This window comes from Hydrocarboniphaga sp. (assembly GCF_965279055.1).
In the GTDB taxonomy this organism is placed as follows: domain Bacteria; phylum Pseudomonadota; class Gammaproteobacteria; order Nevskiales; family Nevskiaceae; genus Hydrocarboniphaga.
This window is the reverse complement of the sequence record NZ_OZ257125.1, coordinates 2,421,493-2,437,423: the sequence shown is the minus strand read 5'-3', so window position 1 is coordinate 2,437,423 and position 15,931 is coordinate 2,421,493. Positions and strand designations below refer to the sequence as shown.

12 protein-coding genes are annotated in these 15,931 nt (G+C 66.5%); 6 read left to right on the top strand and 6 right to left on the bottom strand.

Translation table 11 applies throughout. From position 1 onward, the window contains the following. Positions 1 to 132 precede the first annotated feature (132 nt). Entirely contained in the window at positions 133 to 2,589 is a 2,457-nt protein-coding gene (lon, locus tag ACQZF9_RS10980; RefSeq protein ID WP_428313268.1) for an endopeptidase La, read from the bottom strand. A 41-nt stretch (positions 2,590 to 2,630) separates the two neighbouring features. Then, entirely contained in the window at positions 2,631 to 3,026 is a 396-nt protein-coding gene (locus ACQZF9_RS10975) for an Hsp20/alpha crystallin family protein (RefSeq protein WP_428313267.1), read from the bottom strand. Between the two features lie 324 nt (positions 3,027 to 3,350). Between ACQZF9_RS10975 and ACQZF9_RS10970 the strand changes: the two genes are divergently transcribed. Continuing rightward, entirely contained in the window at positions 3,351 to 4,652 is a 1,302-nt protein-coding gene (locus ACQZF9_RS10970) for a DUF2272 domain-containing protein (RefSeq protein WP_428313266.1), read from the top strand. A gap of 4 nt (positions 4,653 to 4,656) precedes the next feature. Here ACQZF9_RS10970 and ACQZF9_RS10965 read toward each other — a convergent pair whose 3' ends face one another. The 3 genes from ACQZF9_RS10965 to ACQZF9_RS10955 all read right to left on the bottom strand — a co-directional run bounded on the left by ACQZF9_RS10965 (position 4,657) and on the right by ACQZF9_RS10955 (position 9,482). After that, positions 4,657 to 6,045 (bottom strand): ATP-binding protein, encoded by a 1,389-nt coding sequence (locus tag ACQZF9_RS10965; protein WP_428313265.1) that lies wholly within the window; start codon positions 6,043 to 6,045, stop codon positions 4,657 to 4,659. Beyond that, positions 6,042 to 6,731 (bottom strand): response regulator transcription factor, encoded by a 690-nt coding sequence (locus ACQZF9_RS10960; RefSeq protein ID WP_428313264.1) that lies wholly within the window; start codon positions 6,729 to 6,731, stop codon positions 6,042 to 6,044. Before ACQZF9_RS10960 ends, ACQZF9_RS10965 begins: the two co-directional genes overlap by 4 nt. A gap of 363 nt (positions 6,732 to 7,094) precedes the next feature. Next, entirely contained in the window at positions 7,095 to 9,482 is a 2,388-nt protein-coding gene (locus ACQZF9_RS10955) for a TonB-dependent receptor (protein WP_428313263.1), read from the bottom strand. 255 nt (positions 9,483 to 9,737) lie between these two features. Here ACQZF9_RS10955 and ACQZF9_RS10950 point away from each other — a divergent pair, with 255 nt between their 5' ends. Beyond that, positions 9,738 to 10,694: a beta-propeller fold lactonase family protein gene (locus tag ACQZF9_RS10950; protein ID WP_428313262.1), complete on the top strand. Its 957-nt coding sequence runs from the start codon at positions 9,738 to 9,740 to the stop codon at positions 10,692 to 10,694. Positions 10,695 to 10,838: 144 nt separating this feature from the next. On the opposite strand, the gene ACQZF9_RS10945 is transcribed toward ACQZF9_RS10950, so the two are convergent. Beyond that, positions 10,839 to 11,585, bottom strand: coding sequence for a hypothetical protein (locus ACQZF9_RS10945; RefSeq protein WP_428313261.1), 747 nt, complete (start codon positions 11,583 to 11,585; stop codon positions 10,839 to 10,841). 84 nt (positions 11,586 to 11,669) lie between these two features. Between ACQZF9_RS10945 and ACQZF9_RS10940 the strand changes: the two genes are divergently transcribed. The 4 genes from ACQZF9_RS10940 (at position 11,670) to ACQZF9_RS10925 (ending at position 15,496) form a co-directional block, all read left to right on the top strand. Beyond that, positions 11,670 to 12,554 carry a pseudouridine synthase gene (locus ACQZF9_RS10940; protein WP_428313260.1) on the top strand — a complete coding sequence of 295 codons (885 nt, stop codon included), beginning with the start codon at positions 11,670 to 11,672 and terminating at the stop codon, positions 12,552 to 12,554. 124 nt (positions 12,555 to 12,678) lie between these two features. Continuing rightward, entirely contained in the window at positions 12,679 to 13,803 is a 1,125-nt protein-coding gene (locus tag ACQZF9_RS10935) for a ferredoxin reductase (RefSeq protein WP_428313259.1), read from the top strand. Positions 13,804 to 13,814: 11 nt separating this feature from the next. Next, the gene (locus tag ACQZF9_RS10930) at positions 13,815 to 14,996 is read left to right on the top strand and encodes a fatty acid desaturase family protein (RefSeq protein WP_428313258.1); all 1,182 of its coding nucleotides are present in this window, start codon (positions 13,815 to 13,817) and stop codon (positions 14,994 to 14,996) included. Continuing rightward, positions 14,996 to 15,496, top strand: a complete 501-nt coding sequence (locus tag ACQZF9_RS10925) for a CinA family protein (RefSeq protein ID WP_428313257.1) — start codon at positions 14,996 to 14,998, stop codon at positions 15,494 to 15,496. The genes ACQZF9_RS10930 and ACQZF9_RS10925 overlap by 1 nt, the downstream gene beginning before the upstream one ends. The last annotated feature ends 435 nt before the right edge of the window (positions 15,497 to 15,931 follow it).

Here is a 15,931-nt window from a genome sequence, read left to right as displayed (position 1 = left end):
CCAAAGATAGCGGATCATGAGCCAACAGGCCCGACAGCGGAGAGCACTCCAGTGTCGGGCCGCGTTAGCCCTTGCTCATCGGTGCGGACTCGCCGTCGCCGAGTGCGATCCTGACGGCACGGGTCCGCGCGCTCATGCGGTCTGCGGTTGCCGGGCTTCGATGGCGTTGACCACCGCCTGATCGACCGTATCCAGCCAGACAAATTCCAGCGCTTCGCGCACGTCCGGCGGAATGTCGTCGAGATCGCGCTTGTTGCGCGCCGGCAGCAGCACCTTGCGGATACCGGCGCGGTGCGCGGCGATGACTTTCTCCTTGATGCCGCCGACCGGCAACACCAGGCCGCGCAGGCTGATTTCGCCGGTCATCGCGACATCGGCGCGCACGTTGCGGTCCATCAGCAGCGAGGCCAGCGCGGTGAACATCGCGACACCAGCGGACGGGCCGTCTTTCGGTGTCGCGCCGGCCGGCACGTGCACGTGGATGTCGGACTTGGCGAGCCGGTCGATGTCCAGGCCGAGTTCGGCATGGCGCGATTTGACCAGGGTCCAGGCCGCCTGCGCGCTTTCCTTCATCACGTCGCCGAGCTGGCCGGTCAGCTGCAGATGACCGCTGCCGGGCACGCGGCTGGCTTCGATGAACAGAATGTCGCCGCCGACCGGCGTCCAGGCCAGGCCGGTGGCGACGCCGGGCACGCTGGTGCGCTGCGCGACTTCGTTCTCGTAGTGAGGCTGGCCGAGAATCTCGTGCAGCTGCTCCCGATCGATCGTCACGTTCTCGGCCGTGCCTTCGGCGATCTTCATCGCCGCGCTGCGGAACACCGTGCCGATCTCGCGCTCGAGGCTGCGCACGCCGGATTCGCGCGTGTAGTGCTCGACGATCTCGGTCAGCGCGGCCTCGGTGACCTGTGCCTGTTCGGCCAGCAGTCCGTTGGCCTTGCGCTGACGCTCGATCAGATAGCGCCGGGCGATCTGCAACTTCTCGGCCGCGGTATAGCCGCTGAGCTGGATGATCTCCATGCGGTCGCGCAGCGGGCCCGGGATCGTGTCGAGCTGGTTCGCAGTGGCGATGAACATCACCTTGGACAGGTCGAAAGGCAGGCCCAGGTAATTGTCGCGGAACGTGCCGTTCTGCTCCGGATCGAGCACTTCGAGCAGCGCCGACGACGGGTCGCCGTGAAAGCCGCCGGCGCCGAGCTTGTCGATTTCGTCGAGCATGATCACCGGATCGCGCGTGCCGGCCTTGCGCAGCGCCTGGATGATGTTGCCCGGCAGCGAGCCCATGTAGGTGCGGCGATGGCCGCGGATCTCGGCCTCGTCATGCGTGCCGCCGAGGCTGACGCGCTGGAACGCGCGGCCGGTGGCCTTGGCGATGCTCTGGCCGAGCGAGGTCTTGCCGACGCCGGGCGGGCCGACGAAGCACAGGATCGGGCTGCGGCCTTGCGGGTTGAGCTTCTGCACTGCCAGAAATTCCAGAATGCGGCGCTTGATCTTGGCCAGGCCGAAGTGATCGCCGTCGAGGATCTCGCGCGCCTTGGTCACGTCCACGCCGTGGCCGCCGAGCTTGCTCCACGGCAGTTCGACCAGGGTGTCCAGATAAGTGCGCAGCATCGACGCTTCACCGCCGCCGCCGTTACCCATGCCGCGCAGGCGCTTCAACTCCTTGCGTGCCTGCTTCTCGACGTCTTCCGGCATGCCGGCATCGCTGATCGCCTGCGCCAGATGTTCGAGATCGGCGGCGCCGTTGTCGTCATCGTCGTCGCCGAGCTCCTTCTGGATGGTCTTGAGCTGTTCGCGCAGCATGAACTCGCGCTGGCGCTTCTCCATCGTGTCCTTGGTCTGCTGGCCGATGTCGCGCGACAGCCGCAGCACTTCGACCCGATGCGCGAGCAGCCACTGCAGCTTCTGCAGCCGCTTGAGGATGTCGAAGGTCTCCAGGTACTCCTGCTTCTCGGCCGGCTTGATATCGAGATAGCCGGCCACGAAATCGGCGAGCTGCCCCGGCGATTCGATCGCCTGCACCGCGGGCAGCATTTCGGCGGCCGCGTCCGGCAGCAGCTGGATCGCTTCCAGCGCGCGCTGCTTGAGCGTGTGGAATTGCGCCTCGATTTCGGTGCTGCTGATGTTCAGATCCGGAATGCGCTCGATACGCGCTGCAGCGAACGGCAGATCCTTGAGGAACTCGACCACGCGAAAGCGCTGCTCGCCCTGCAGCACCAAGTGATGCTTTCCGTCGCGCGCCGTGACCAGGCGCAGGATCGTCGCGACCGTGCCGACCCTGTACAGCTCATCGTCGCCGGGCGCATCCGTCTGTGGGTCTTTTTGCAGCAGCACGCCGACCGGGCGCTGGGTGCGCGCGGCCTCCTGTGCGGCGGCGACGGCCCAGTCGCGGCCCAGCGCCAGCGGCAGCACCATGCCCGGAAACAGCACCATGTTGCGCACCGGCAGCAGGATGATCGCGTCGTCCGGTAGCTCGGTGTGCGGCGGATTCGCTGCGCGCTGGCTGCCGCTGTTGTTCGAGGACGCGGTGGCGCTTTCCGCATTGAGCGGGCCGCGATTGGCGTTGCTCGGTGACTGCAGGGTTTCGTTCATTGTCGAAAGTCCTAATGAGATTTCGTAGAGAATCTTCTGGCTCAGCGCTTGTGCAGGCCGAGCGTCAAACAACCGTTTTCGAGCCGGCGTTCGAGCAGCTCGAAGCGGCCCTGCAGCGCAATGCGTCGCTCGAAGCGGCCGGCCGGCAGTTCCAGGCGATGGATCGCGGCGCCGCGCAGTTCGCGTGGCAGCGAGCGCGTGCCGCTGACGATCAGGGTGTTGCCGTCGATGATCAGCTCGACGTCGTCGGGTGCGACACCGGGTAGCGCGACGATCACCCACAGCGCATCGCCGGTTTCGAACACGTCCACCGGCGGTTCCCAGCCCGGCCGGGCAGAGCTGCGTGCCGGATGAAAGAACTGCCGCTGCAGACGATCGGCGCGATCCAGCATCTCGCGGGTCTCGGCCCACATCCACAAGGTTTCTTTGCGTCCCATCGTCGTCCTCGGCTTGCGCTTGGAGTGATAGATGGCGGCGATTTTTCTCCGTTCAATGTTCCAACCACTTTCCGTTCGTCCCGAGTAGCCGGGCTCGCCCGGCGTATCGAGGGAGCCGACGCGGTTCGGTCCCTCGATACGCGCCTTCGGCGCTACTCGGGAGGAACGGCGTTTTGCTTTTGTGCCCCAACAAAGGTCCGTTCGTCCCGAGTAGCCGCGCAGCGGCGTATCGAGGGACGCAGCGCAAGCTTGACGGCGATCACAAGCACAAACCCCCGCGTTCGCCAGACTGGCACTCAGTTTCCTTTTATTGGGGAGAGCCGCATGACATTCAATGCCGACATCGTTGCCCTGGCGCTGGCCGAGCGCGACTATTTCGAGAAGGGCGTGAAAAAGGAATACGACGATCCGCAGTACAAGCGCATCGGCGCGTACTGGAAAAAGATCGGCCGCAACTACGACGGACGGACCAAGGACGAGCACGGCGAGCGCATCGCGTGGTCGGCGGCTTTCATCGGCTACCTGGTGCGCACAGCCGGCGGCGCGGCGCTGGGTTTTCCGCCGACGGAATCGCATGCCGGCTACATCCGCTGGGCCGCTCAGAACCGGCGCGACAACGTCAAGACCGCGAGCTTCTTTGCCTACGCGCCAAATGAGCTGGCGCCGGTGGTCGGCGATATCGTCTGCAGCAATCGCGGCGGCGGCAAGGTGCAGCTGGGCAGCCTGCCGACCTACTTTCCGGCGCATGGGGCGCTGGTGGTCGAAGTCAATCCGGCGCAGCAATACATCGTGGTGGTCGGCGGCAACGAGTCCGACTCGGTCGGTTATTCGAAGCTGGCGCTGGACGCGAACCACTTGCTGGCGGCTCCGGCCCACGATCCGCTGCGCTACATTGCACTGATCCGCAACACCGTCGACGGCGCGGCCAAGACCAGCCTGCCGTTGGCAGCGACCGCCGAGACCGCGAAGAAGAGCGCGCCGCCGGCGCCGGTCAGCGGCAGCGGTGTCGACACCGTAGTGCGGCTGGACGCCGGCAGGATCGCCTGTCTGGCGCAGCAGCAGCAGCGCTTCGTGCTGAAATACCTCTATCCGGGCACGGCCAACGTCGACAAGAACTGGACGACGGCGGAACTGGCGCTGGCGCGCGACGCCGGCCTGCTATGCGGCGCGATCATGCAGCGGCGCAACAACAGTGTCGCCGATTTCAGCCGCGACGCCGGGGTCAAACAGGCCGGCGATGCGCATGCACGCGCCAGCGAACTCGGCCAGCCCGGCGGATCGGCGATCTATTTCGGCGTCGATTTCGATGCGTCGATCAAGGACTTCAACGCCGCGGTGCTGCCGTACTTCGAAGGCGTGCTCACCGCTTTCGAGCAACTCAAGTCGCCGTATCGCGTCGGCGCCTATGGCTCGGCCCTGGTGCTGCAGGAACTGCAGAAGCGCAAGCTGATCGCCTACGCCTGGCTGCCCGGTTCCAGCGGCTGGGGCTGGGGCCGCTACAAGGCCTATCTGGACTCGCGGCAATGGGATCTGCACCAGCGGCCCGACACCCAGATGTGCGGCTTCGACGTCGACCTCAACGAATGCCGCGACCTGTTCGCGGCCGGGCTGTTCCGGCCGGCCTGATCGCTCACGCGGTCGCGATCTGCGGCGCCAGCGCGGCGCGGCTGCGCGACCGCGCCGGCATCATCGCCGGCAGGCGGATCTGCAGCCGGCAGCCGGCGTCGCGGCCGGTGATCACGTCGATCTGGCCACCGAGCGCCTTGACGCGCTCGCGCAGGCCCATCAGACCCAGGCCGGCGGTCTGCGTCTGCGGATCGAAGCCGTGGCCGTCGTCGGCGACACGCAGACGGATTTCCTGATTGACGATCATCAGCTGCACCTGCACGCGCTCGGCCTGGGCATGACGCACGGCATTGCTCAGCGCCTCCTGCACGATGCGGTAGACGTGCGTCGCGGTGTAGGCGTCGATGCGATCGCACAGCGGGTCGATCTCGTCGATCACCAGCATCTGCGGCTGGCTGGTCTGCCAGTGCGACAGCAGCGCCTGCAGGCCGCCGGCGAGGCCCAGCGTGTCCAGCGCGGCCGGGCGCAGGCGCCGGATCATGCGCCGGCTGAGCTGATGAATTTCGCTGACCGAGTCGCGAATCCGCGCGGCGTTGGCCGAGGCCTCGATGCCGATCGTCGCCATCTCGATCGCGGTGACGTGCTGGCCGATTTCGTCATGCAGTTCGCGCGCAATCAGCCGGCGCTCTTCTTCGGCAATGTCCAGATTCTGCAGCAGCAGACGGCGATTTTCGCCGGCGCTGCGCGACAGTTTGAGCGCGAGCCGCTCGATGCCCTCGACCAGTGCGCGCAGATCGCGCGCCTGGGTGATGCGCGGCATCGGCAGGTCGAAGTCGCCGTCGTGCAGCCGGGCCAGCGCGCCGGTCGCCGCTTCCAGCGGACGCAGCGCCAGGGTCACCAGCAACAGGATCAGCGCATTGACCGCGAACGCCATCAGCACCATCAGCTGCAGCAGCTCGCGGGTTTCGTCCCAGGATTCGTTGAGCTCCTCGCGCGGATCGGCCAGCAGCAGGATCGTGTACCCGCGGCCGTCGATGCGCAGCTCGCGGCGCTCGAAATGCTGGCGCTCGACGACGCCGCGCGCGAACCAGGCCGGCGCCGACAGATCGGCGCTGTGGGTGCGCGGGCATTCGCTGCCGGTGACCGTGCCGATCGGCCCGGAGCGCAGCGCCACGCAAAGGTGACGGCTCGCCGTTTGCGCGGCGATCCAGTCGTAGAGCGCACCGTAGACTTCGGCCGGCGGAATCCGGTCGAGCAGCATCAAGGTCGCATCGAGGCTGCCGACGGTGGAATCGAGGCTGGCCTGCAACTCGTCGGCAACCGCATTGCGCGCGTTGCGCAGCACCACGCTGACGGCCAGCGCCAGCGTCGCGCCCAGCACCAGCACGATCGCCAGCGACAGCTGCCAGCGCAGCGACAGGCGCCGCGGATCGAGCCTGGCGACGGCGCTCATGCGGCCGCCAGGCGCACGACACCGGCTGCGATCGCCAGCCGTGCCAGCTCGGCGGAGTTGCCGATGCCGAGCTTGCCGCGGATCGCGGTGTTGTAGTTGGCGACGGTCTTGCCGCTCAGGGACAAATGCTGCGCGATCTGCGACACGCTGCGACCCTCGGCGAGTTGGCGGAACACTTCGAACTCGCGATCGGACAGCTGGCGCAGCAGCGTCGGCGGCTGTTGCGGCAGCGAGCGGCCGCGCGGCTCGACGCTGGGCAGCAGCGCCGGATCGACCGTGCGAATGCCGGCAGCGACACTCGTGACCGCATCGATCAGGCTGCGCGGATCGGAGCGCTTGCTCAGATAACCGGTGGCGCCGGCCGCGAGCGCGCGCTCCACGATCACCGGCTCCTCGTGCATGCTGAACACCAGCGCGTGCAGCCCGGGTTCGCGATGCTTCATGCGCCGCAGCACTTCGAGCCCGCCGACCCCGGGCATCGACAGGTCGATGACGACGACGTCGATGCCACCTTTCAGAAAGCGCCGGTAGCCAGCGGCGCCGGAATCCGCGTCGGCGACGACCGCGATGCGGCCGGTGCTGCCGAGCAGATGGCGATAACCTTCGCGGACCACGGCGTGATCGTCGATCAGCAGTACGCGGATCGGGCTGCCGTTGTTGTCGGCACTGACGGCGCTGGCGCTCATCGTGTCTGTCTCCTGTCGTTATACGGCGATGACGGCAAGGAGCAGGCCAGATTTTTGCGCGGCCCAAGTGCCTGAAATGCTTGAAGGCGAGGGCGCTGTGCCAGGCGCGGCGTGGCAGTGTGTATCAGCAATGACACAGGCGGTTTAGGGAGAAAGTCCCATGGTCAGGACGCTATCGGGACTCGATACTGGGCTTGTCGGTCGCGCACCTGCGAAGCACCTCCAACGGCCGACATCTCCTGAACATTTTCAGGCCCGGACTCCGGGCCATTTTTTTTGCGCGGCGAAAACGGTCGCGGGCAAGCCCGCTCCTACATCGACCCTGTAGGAGCGGGCTTGCCCGCGACTGTGAAACCTCAGCGCCTAGCTGTCCGCGAAACTCAGCCGTACGCCGACGAACACCCCACGCGGCGCGCCCGGCCCGACGAAGCGGCGCGCATCCTCGTAGTCGTCGCCGAGCACGTCTTCGCTGTCGCCGTAGACGCCGAAGCTGTTGTAGTGCGTGTTCAGCAGGTTGGTGACTTTGCCAAAGACGCTGAAGTGCGAGCCGAGCGCCTGCGAGGCGTAGCCGTTGAACAGCGCGAAGCCGCCGATGCGCTGGTCGTCGGTGTTGGACTCGTCGCCGCGATAACGCGCCGACGAGCGCGCCACCATCTCCAGGCCGAGCTGGCTGCCGCCGCGGTGCCAGTCGATGCCGCCGCGGAACAGGTGCTGCGGGATCAGCGGAATGCGGTCGCCGGAATGGACGTCGCCGGTGCCGGCCGCGGGCTGGTCTTCGTCGTCGTCATCGCGCAGCGGATGGTTCGGCGTGTTGACCTCGAAGTTCTCGCGGAACTCGGCGTCCACATACGTATACGAAGCCGACAGCTTCAGCGACGGCAGCACCGCCCAGTCGATCGCGACTTCCGCGCCCTGGCGCAAGGTGTCGCCGACATTGCTGAAATAACCTTCGTTGGTCAGCAAGCCGTCGGTGATGAAGATGATGTCGTCGCGGCTGACGCCGCGATACAGCGCGCCGTTCCAGTGCAACGTTCTGCTGCCGCCGCGCAGGCCGATTTCGTAGGTGCGCGTGACCACCTGTTTCAACGGCGGATCATCGACGAAGCCGTTGGGCAGCTTGCAGGGATCGTCCGGGTTGGCGCAGGTCAGCTCCACCGGCGTCGGCGCGCGCGAGGCCTCCGATGCCGAGCCGAACAGCGTCACGCCGTGGACGATTTCATAGGTCGCGCCGAGCAGCGGATTGAATCGGGAGAAGTGGTGATGGCCGTCGAGGTCGTCGTCTTCGCCCAGATCGGTGAGCTTGATTTCGGCGCGATTGAAGCGGCCGGATGCGGTGATGCTGAGGCGCTCGGTCGCCTGCCAGACGTCGGAGGCGAACACGCCGATGTTGCTGTTGATCGCGCGCAGTCGCACGAACGACTCCTCGTCGTACACGCCGCTGCCGACGGTGCCGCGATCGTCGGTCAGCGCCGCCAGCTCGGTTTCGGAATGGAACAGGGTGCGGCCGCGATCGTAGCTGGCGCCCAGGTACAAGCGGTTGCGCCGCTGCAACAGGGTGCCGCTGTAGGCCCATTGCGCGTTGGCGCCGTAGCCTTTCTGGATCGTGCTGCTGGTGTTTTGCGTGGCGCTGTCGTTGGCGTCGCTGGCGGTGACCGGTTCGCCGTCGGCGTCGTTGACCACTTCTTCGTCGCCGTCGTCGCTTTCGCACAGCAGCGGCTGGCCCTGGCCGTCGACGTTGCCCGGTTCGGCGCAGGCCGAAAACTCGGTACCGTCGCCGTTGAATGCATGAATGCGGTTCTGGCGGTAGTAGACGCCGCCGGAAATCGTCGATTTTTCATCCAGGCGATGGCGGCCGAGCAGGTTGGCGAAGAACAGCTGCGGCGACGTCTGGTCGGGATAAGTGAACACCGCGTCGCGGCCTTCGTTCTGCATCAGCTCGATCGGCACCGCGCCGTTGCCGCGCAGCTGGTTGTCGGCGGCGGTGATGATCAGGTCGGCGCCGTCGTCGCCCTTGCCATAGGACGCTCGCGTGAACAGCTGGCGCACGCGGCTGGCCGAGTGATCGCGCCAGCCGTCCTCGTCTTCGGTCTGCAGCGCCGCGAACAGCGCCATGTCGTCGCCGGCGACGCCGTATTCCAGCGAACTGCTGATGCGGCCGAACGAGCCGCCGCTGAGCTCGGCCTCGACGCCGGGCTGGTCCCAGCCGGTCTTGGTATGCACGGCCAGCGCGCCGCCCAGCGTGTTCTGGCCGAACACCGGGTTGGAGCCGGGGATCAGCTCGACTCTTTGAATCGCGGCTTCCGGAATCAGATCCCAGTTCACGGTGTCGCCGAAAGGCTCGTTGACGCGCACGCCGTCCTGGTACACGGCCAGGCCCTGCGGCAGGCCCAGCAGCGGCGACACGCCGTAGCCGCGATAGAACAGGTCGGCCTGGAACGGGTTGTTGGCCGCGTCCGACAGGTGCACCGAGCTGGCCGTGCTGCCGAGGAACTCACCGACGTTGAGCGTCTGCCGGTCGCGCAGGCTCTCGGCACCGAACACCTGGGCGTTGCCCGGGTAATGCTGCAGGTCGCCTTCGCCGCCGGGGATCGGTGTGACGCCGAAGACCACGACTTCCTCGGGCTCGGCGCTCTCGCCGTCGTCGGCTGTGGCTGGCGCCTGGGTCTGCGAAAACGCGGCCGGTGCCTGCGTCGACAGCAGCAAGGCGACCATCAGCGAGGCCGGCAGCGAGGGTCTTGAAGTGCATTGCACCAGGCTTCTCCCGTTTCTTTATCGTTTTGATCGGTGCTGGCCGGGCAAAGCGGCCTGCTGGCGCGCAGACTAACCAGCGCACCGCCCCAGCGGCAGCGCCGGCAGCGAACTCGGGACTTTCTCCTAGTGCGCCGCAGCGCTGCAGCGGCGATCTTTGACGGCAGCTGCGATGCTGCGCATCGCATGCCCGGGACTTTCCATACAAGAAGCGGCCGGCATCGATCGGCCGCGATCATCATCAGGAGCGCGGTAACCATGAACAAGCTTCATCTCGCAGCCGGCATCGCCGCCTCGCTGGCCTGCGGCGCGGCGCAGGCCGAGCGTGCCTATGTGCCCAACGAAGGCGACGGAACCATAAGCGTGTTCGAGCTGGTAATGGGCCAGCCGGCGACAGCCAAGCTGCTGACCAAGACCAGCCTCGGCAAGAAAATCCAGGGCGTGGCCCTGGACCATGCCGGCAAGACGCTGTTCGTGGTCGACGCCGACGCCAGCGTGGTGCTGGCAGTCGACACCGCCACCGGCGAGCTGAAAAAAACCATCCCGGCCGGCAAGGCACCCGAGGGCATCGACCTCTCTCCCGACGGCAAGACCCTGGCGGTGTGCTCGGAGGAATCCAACCAGGCGGTATTCATCGACGTCGCCAGCCTGGCCGAGACCGGCAAGGTCGCCATGCAGGGCCGCAATCCCGAGCACTGCGTGTACGACCCGAAAGGCCGCTGGCTGTTCGCTGGCAACGAGGAGACGCACGACGTCGACGTGATCGACCTGAAGGCGAAGAAGTCGGTGGCGCTGATCAAGGTCGACGGTGCCGCGCGCGGCATCGGCTTCACGCCCGACGGCAAGACCCTGTACCTGGCCAACGAGGGCGCCGGCAAGGTCGAGGTCGTCGACATCGCCACGCGCAAGATCACCAAGAGCATCACCAGCGCGCTGCGCACCGCCGGCATCGCCGTCAGCCCCGATGGCAAGCGCGTCTACGCGGCCAACGGCGGTGCCGGCACGATCTCGGTGATCGACACCGGCAGCAACGAGATCGTCGCGACGGTGACCGTGGGTCAGCGGCCCTGGAACATGGACTTCAGCCAGGACGGCGGCCTGCTACTGGTCGCCAACGGTCGCAGCGACAGCATTTCGGTGATCGACACGGCGAGCAACCAGGTTATCGATACCGTGGCCGTCGGCAAGAAGCCCTGGGGTGTGGTCGTGCACTGAGTCTGCTGTTTCAAGCCCTCTCCCTCCGGGAGAGGGTGGCCCGAAGGGCCGGGTGAGGGAGTCTCCGATTCAGGTCAGCTCGATCGCTGCGAGGACCTCACCCCTGGCCCCTCTGCCGGAGGGAGAGGGGGAATCGTTCCGCAATCAGCGGATCCGCGTTTTGCCCTTCAACTGCGTGCCCAGCGATTCACCCGCGGCGCTGGCGAGCTGCGATTCGATGACCACCGTATAGCGGCCCGGCTTCAGGTTCGGCGCGATCAGCGTGCGCGGATCGCTGCCTTGCTGCCAGGCGGTTTCCACCGGCTTGCCGTTCTTGCTCAGCTTGATGTTCTGCGTCGCCGCGTCGCGGCTGACGTCGCGCGAGAAGCGGATCAGCAACGCCGGCTGATCGGCCGCCTGGGCCACGTACTTCACACCGAAGCGGTCATTGCTGACCGACGGGCCCCACCACGGCGCTTTCGGCTTGACCGCCGCGCGGAAGTCGTCCTGACTGGCGACCGCCTCGGTAGCGGGCTCGCCGCTGCTGGCGGGCGCCGGTGCGGCGGGCGGCGGCTCGGCCGCGGCGGTTTGCTTCGGTGCCGATGAGGAACCCGGCGGCGGCGAGTTCGCGTCCGCACCGATGTCCTCGCTGGCCGTCGCGGCGCCCGGCTGGGCCGCGCCGGAAGAGCCAGGCGGAGGCGAATCGGCATCGGCGCCGATATCCTCCGCAGGCCCCGCGGATGCCGCGACCGCCTCGGCGGTCGTGGTCGGGTCGGCCTTGGGCCGGGGCAGTGCCGGGTTGGCGTTGGTGACGCTGGCGGTGTCGACCGGCGTGGCCGTCGCGTAGCTGGTGGCGGCGCACAGCAGCGCCGCGGCGCCGAACAGTGCAGGGGTGACTATTCTAGTTTTCATGGTGATGATCCCTGGTTGCAGTGTGGCGACTATCAGCCGCTCCCATGAATTGTGAATTAACCCGGCCGGCGACGTGAATCGACGATGAGCAGCCCCACGACGGTCGAAGGCGTCGGCGTCAGCCGGGTATTCCTGCCGGCCGGGTCGTGGACGCTGCTGCTGGATTTTCTCGATCAGCGTTTTCCCGACGTCGGTCGCGCGGTCTGGCAGACGCGGCTGCGGCAGGGGCGGGTCAGCGATGACTCCGGCCAATCGCTTCAAGCCGACGCGCCTTACATTGCCGGCCGCCGGATTCACTATTTTCGCGAGCTGCCGGACGAGCCGCGCATTCCGTTCGATGCCGTGATCCTGCATCGAGACGACGACCTGCTGGTCGTCGACAAGCCGCATTTTCTGCCGACGATGCCGGCCGGCCGCTACGTGCAGCAGTCGCTGCTGGTGCGGCTCAAGCGCGAGACCGGCCTCGACGATCTGGTGCCGCTGCACCGGCTGGATCGCGCCACCGCCGGCCTGGTGATGTTCTCGATACGGCCAAGCACGCGCGCCGCCTACACCGAACTGTTCGCGTCGCGGCGCATCACCAAAGTCTACGAGGCGCTGGCGCCGGCCTTGCCCGGCATCAGCTTTCCTCAAACGCGGCGTAGCCGCATTGCCGCAGCAGAGCCGTTCTTTCGGATGCACGAAGTCGACGGTGTCGCCAATGCCGACACGAACATCGACCTGATCGAAACGCGCGGCGATATTGCGCTGTACCGGCTGCAGCCGCAGACCGGCCGCAAGCACCAGCTGCGGGTGCACATGGCCGCGATCGGCGCCGCGATCCTGAACGATCCCTGGTATCCGCAACTGCTGGACGAGGCAGAGGACGACTACACGCGGCCCTTGAAGCTGCTGGCGCGGGCGCTGTCGTTTCGCGATCCGCTTGGTGGCGACTTGCGCTTGTTCGAGAGTCGTCGGTCCTTGTGGTGACAAAAATGGCGGCGCGACCGCCTCCGACCATCCGCTGTCGATCCAATACGACTGGCCGGACTTGCTCCTATACTCGGCTCGCTGAAAGGTCCCCGCAGTGGCACCCGGCACACGAGGAGAGATCGTGAACACCAGTGGTGAAAGCCCGCCCGTAGCAGCGCGTTCCCTGTGGTCGCGCATCGAAGCCATCACCGATTACTTTGCGTTTCCGCTGCGCACCTCGCATTACGTCGAACTGGTGAACCCGCTATGGGCGCGCCATGCGCTGCAGGCACGGGTCGAAAAAGTCTGGGACGAAACCCGCGACGCGCGCACCATCACGCTGCGCCCCGGCGTCAACTGGCGCGGCCATCGCGCCGGCCAGCATGCGCGGCTCGGTGTGCCGATCGCCGGCATGCATTACACGCGCACTTACACGATCTCGTCGGCGCCCGAGCGCGACGATCGCTGCATCACGATTACGGTCAAGGCGATCGCCGGCGGCCGCATGTCGCATCATCTGGTGCGGCAGATCAAGGTCGGCGACTACCTGCCGCTGGGCCTGCCGCAAGGCGATTTCTACCTGCCCGACGCGCAGCCGGTGCGACCGCTGTTCATCACCGCCGGCAGCGGCATCACGCCGGCGATGAGCATGCTGCGCGCGCTGATCGCCGAGGAGCGTCTGCCCGATTCGGTACACATCCATTACGCGCCGCACGAGTTCGACGTGATCTTCGGCCAGGAGCTGCGCGCAATGGCGGCGCAGCATCCGCGCTACAAGCTGCAGCTGCAGCTGACGCGCGAAATCGGCCATCAGGCGAGGGCCGGGCGGCATTTCTCCGCCGAGCAGTTGAACGAGCTGTGCCCGGACTGGCGCGATCGCGACGTCTACGCCTGCGGCCCGCCGTCCTTGCTGCAGTCGCTGGAGGATCACTGGGCCCAGGCCGGGCTGTCGCGGCGCCTGCATGTCGAACGTTTTCGCGCCGCGTACGCGGACCTGCCGCCGGATGCGGTCGGTGGCCTGGTGCGCTTCGGCAAAAGCAAGATCGCGGTCCAGGCCGACCATCTGACGCCGCTGCTGCGCGTGGCCGAGGACGCCGGCATGAATCCGCCGCACGGCTGCCGCATGGGCATCTGCCACACCTGCAACACCCGGCTGCTGTCCGGCTGCGTGCGCGACATGCGCACCGGCAAGCTGCTCAACGAAACCGGCGCGATCGTGCAGACCTGCATCTGCGCGGCGGCCGGCGATTGCGAACTCGACCTGTGAAAGGTGCCAGCATGAACGCACATGGTTTACCGACGCATCTCGGCGAAGCCCAGATCGACGAATTCGGCCGCGAGATGGACGCGATCTACGACGAGGTGATGGCCTCGCGCGGCGAGCGCGACCGCCAGTACATCCTCAAGGTGATCCGCACCCAGCGCAGCCTCGCGGTACTCGGCCGCTTCGTCATTTACGCCGGCCTGTTCTTCCTGCCGGCCTGGGGCCACCTGCTGGCGTCGTGGACCGCGGCGCTGGCGATCATCGGCCTGGGCACGTTGATGCTCGCCACCGCCAAGATCCTCGAGAACATGGAGATCGGCCACAACGTGATGCACGCTCAGTGGGACTGGATGAAGGACCCGAACATCCAGTCCAACACCTGGGAGTGGGACACGATGAGCCCGTCCGATCGCTGGATGCATTCGCACAACGTCGTGCACCACACCTGGACCAATGTCGTCGGCAAGGATCTGGACGTGGGCTACGGCATCATGCGCGTGACCGCGATGCAGAAATGGCATCCGGCCTACCTGTTCCAGCCGATTACGTTCGTTCTGCTGATGCTGCTGTTCGAAGAAGGCGTGGCGCTGCACGAGCAGGCGCTCGACGACCACATGCGCGGCAAGAAGACCTACGCCGAAATCAAGCCGGTGCTGCGCCATATCGGCCGCAAGGTCTGGCGCCAGGTGATCAAGGATTACATCGCCTGGCCGGCCGCGGCGGCGCTGGTGGCGATCCCGATTTCCTACTTCGTGCCGTTGTCGCCCCTGGCGATATTCGGCATCGTCGCGCTGGCCAACCTGATCGCCAACCTGATCCGCAACATCTGGACCTTCACGATCATTTTCTGCGGGCATTTTCCGGCCGGCGCCTACAACTTCACCAAGCAGCAGGTCGAGGGCGAAACGCGCGCGCGCTGGTACATGCGCCAGCTGCTCGGCTCCTGCGACATCCAGGGCGGCAAGCTGTTCCACGTGATGGCCGGCAACCTGTCGCACCAGATCGAGCACCATCTTTTCCCCGACATGTGCAGCAACCGCTATCCGGAAGTCGCGCCGCGCGTGCGCGCACTCGCGGCGCGTTACGGCCTGCCTTACAACGTCGGCTCGCTGACGCGGCAGTTCGGCACCACCTGGCTGAAGAACCTGCGTCTGGCCTTCCCCGGCGGCGGTGAGCCGGGCAGCCTGACCGCTTGATGCGCGACCTCGCTGCAATGGGCGCGCGCGCCGGCGAGCTGCTGAAACAACGCGGCGAGAAAATCGTCGTCGCCGAAACCTCGGCCGGTGGCCTGATTTCGGCCAGCCTGCTCGCGGTTCCCGGCGCGTCCGCGTACTACGTCGGCGGCGCGATCACCTACTCGGCGCGCGCGATCCGCGGCCTGGTCGATCTGTCGCTGAAAGACCTGCGCGAGCAGGGCATCCGCTCCAGCTCCGAGCCCTATGCGCAACTGCTGGCCAACGCGATCCGCGCCAAGCACGGCGCGATCACCTGGGCGCTGGCCGAAACCGGCGCCGCCGGCCCGCAGGGCAATCCTTATGGCGACCCGGCCGGCCACAGTTGCATCGCCATCTGCGGCCCGCTCGATCGTGTGATGACCTTGCGCACCGGCGTCGATGACCGCGTCGCCAATATGTGGGCGTTTGCGCAAGCCTCGCTGGCGTTTCTGGTGCAGGCGTTGGAAGAGGCGCCGAGCTGAGCTCAGTTTCCTCAACCTCAATCAGGAATAGCTTCTCGCAGTGTCATTGCGCCGCAGCGCCCGTTACGGCGCGTGCGACTTCAGCAGTGGGTCCGTCTTGCCACAAAGGCCGGGGTCAATCGGATCCGCGGTTGACGCCTGATCCGATCTATCTGGCGAAGTCATCTGATCCAGTAGAACGGACGGCCGCCTATCGTGACCTGTTCAGGCCGGAATTCGAGACGGTTGAAGACGGACAGAAAAATAATTCGACCTGACCTCTTTAATGTTCTCAAGGGATCGATCTTGCCCCGGGGGGACAGGGCAAGATTGACTTCGCCAGCGTCGGATCCGATGCATTGCCAAATGCCTCGGCTCCGTCGTTAGGCAAGGTCTGCAAAACCCTGTTTGAGTTGCGTGACGGTTGGTGCGGTAAGTGGACGATGGCGCGCTATT

Excerpts from the sequence above, each read along its gene's own strand:
- lon (WP_428313268.1), bottom strand. The coding sequence starts at position 2,589 with ATGAACGAAACCCTGCAGTCACCGAGCAACGCCAATCGCGGCCCGCTC.
- ACQZF9_RS10975 (WP_428313267.1), bottom strand. The coding sequence starts at position 3,026 with ATGGGACGCAAAGAAACCTTGTGGATGTGGGCCGAGACCCGCGAGATG.
- ACQZF9_RS10970 (WP_428313266.1), top strand. The coding sequence starts at position 3,351 with ATGACATTCAATGCCGACATCGTTGCCCTGGCGCTGGCCGAGCGCGAC.
- ACQZF9_RS10965 (WP_428313265.1), bottom strand. The coding sequence starts at position 6,045 with ATGAGCGCCGTCGCCAGGCTCGATCCGCGGCGCCTGTCGCTGCGCTGG.
- ACQZF9_RS10960 (WP_428313264.1), bottom strand. The coding sequence starts at position 6,731 with ATGAGCGCCAGCGCCGTCAGTGCCGACAACAACGGCAGCCCGATCCGC.
- ACQZF9_RS10950 (WP_428313262.1), top strand. The coding sequence starts at position 9,738 with ATGAACAAGCTTCATCTCGCAGCCGGCATCGCCGCCTCGCTGGCCTGC.
- ACQZF9_RS10945 (WP_428313261.1), bottom strand. The coding sequence starts at position 11,585 with ATGAAAACTAGAATAGTCACCCCTGCACTGTTCGGCGCCGCGGCGCTG.
- ACQZF9_RS10940 (WP_428313260.1), top strand. The coding sequence starts at position 11,670 with ATGAGCAGCCCCACGACGGTCGAAGGCGTCGGCGTCAGCCGGGTATTC.
- ACQZF9_RS10930 (WP_428313258.1), top strand. The coding sequence starts at position 13,815 with ATGAACGCACATGGTTTACCGACGCATCTCGGCGAAGCCCAGATCGAC.
- ACQZF9_RS10925 (WP_428313257.1), top strand. The coding sequence starts at position 14,996 with ATGCGCGACCTCGCTGCAATGGGCGCGCGCGCCGGCGAGCTGCTGAAA.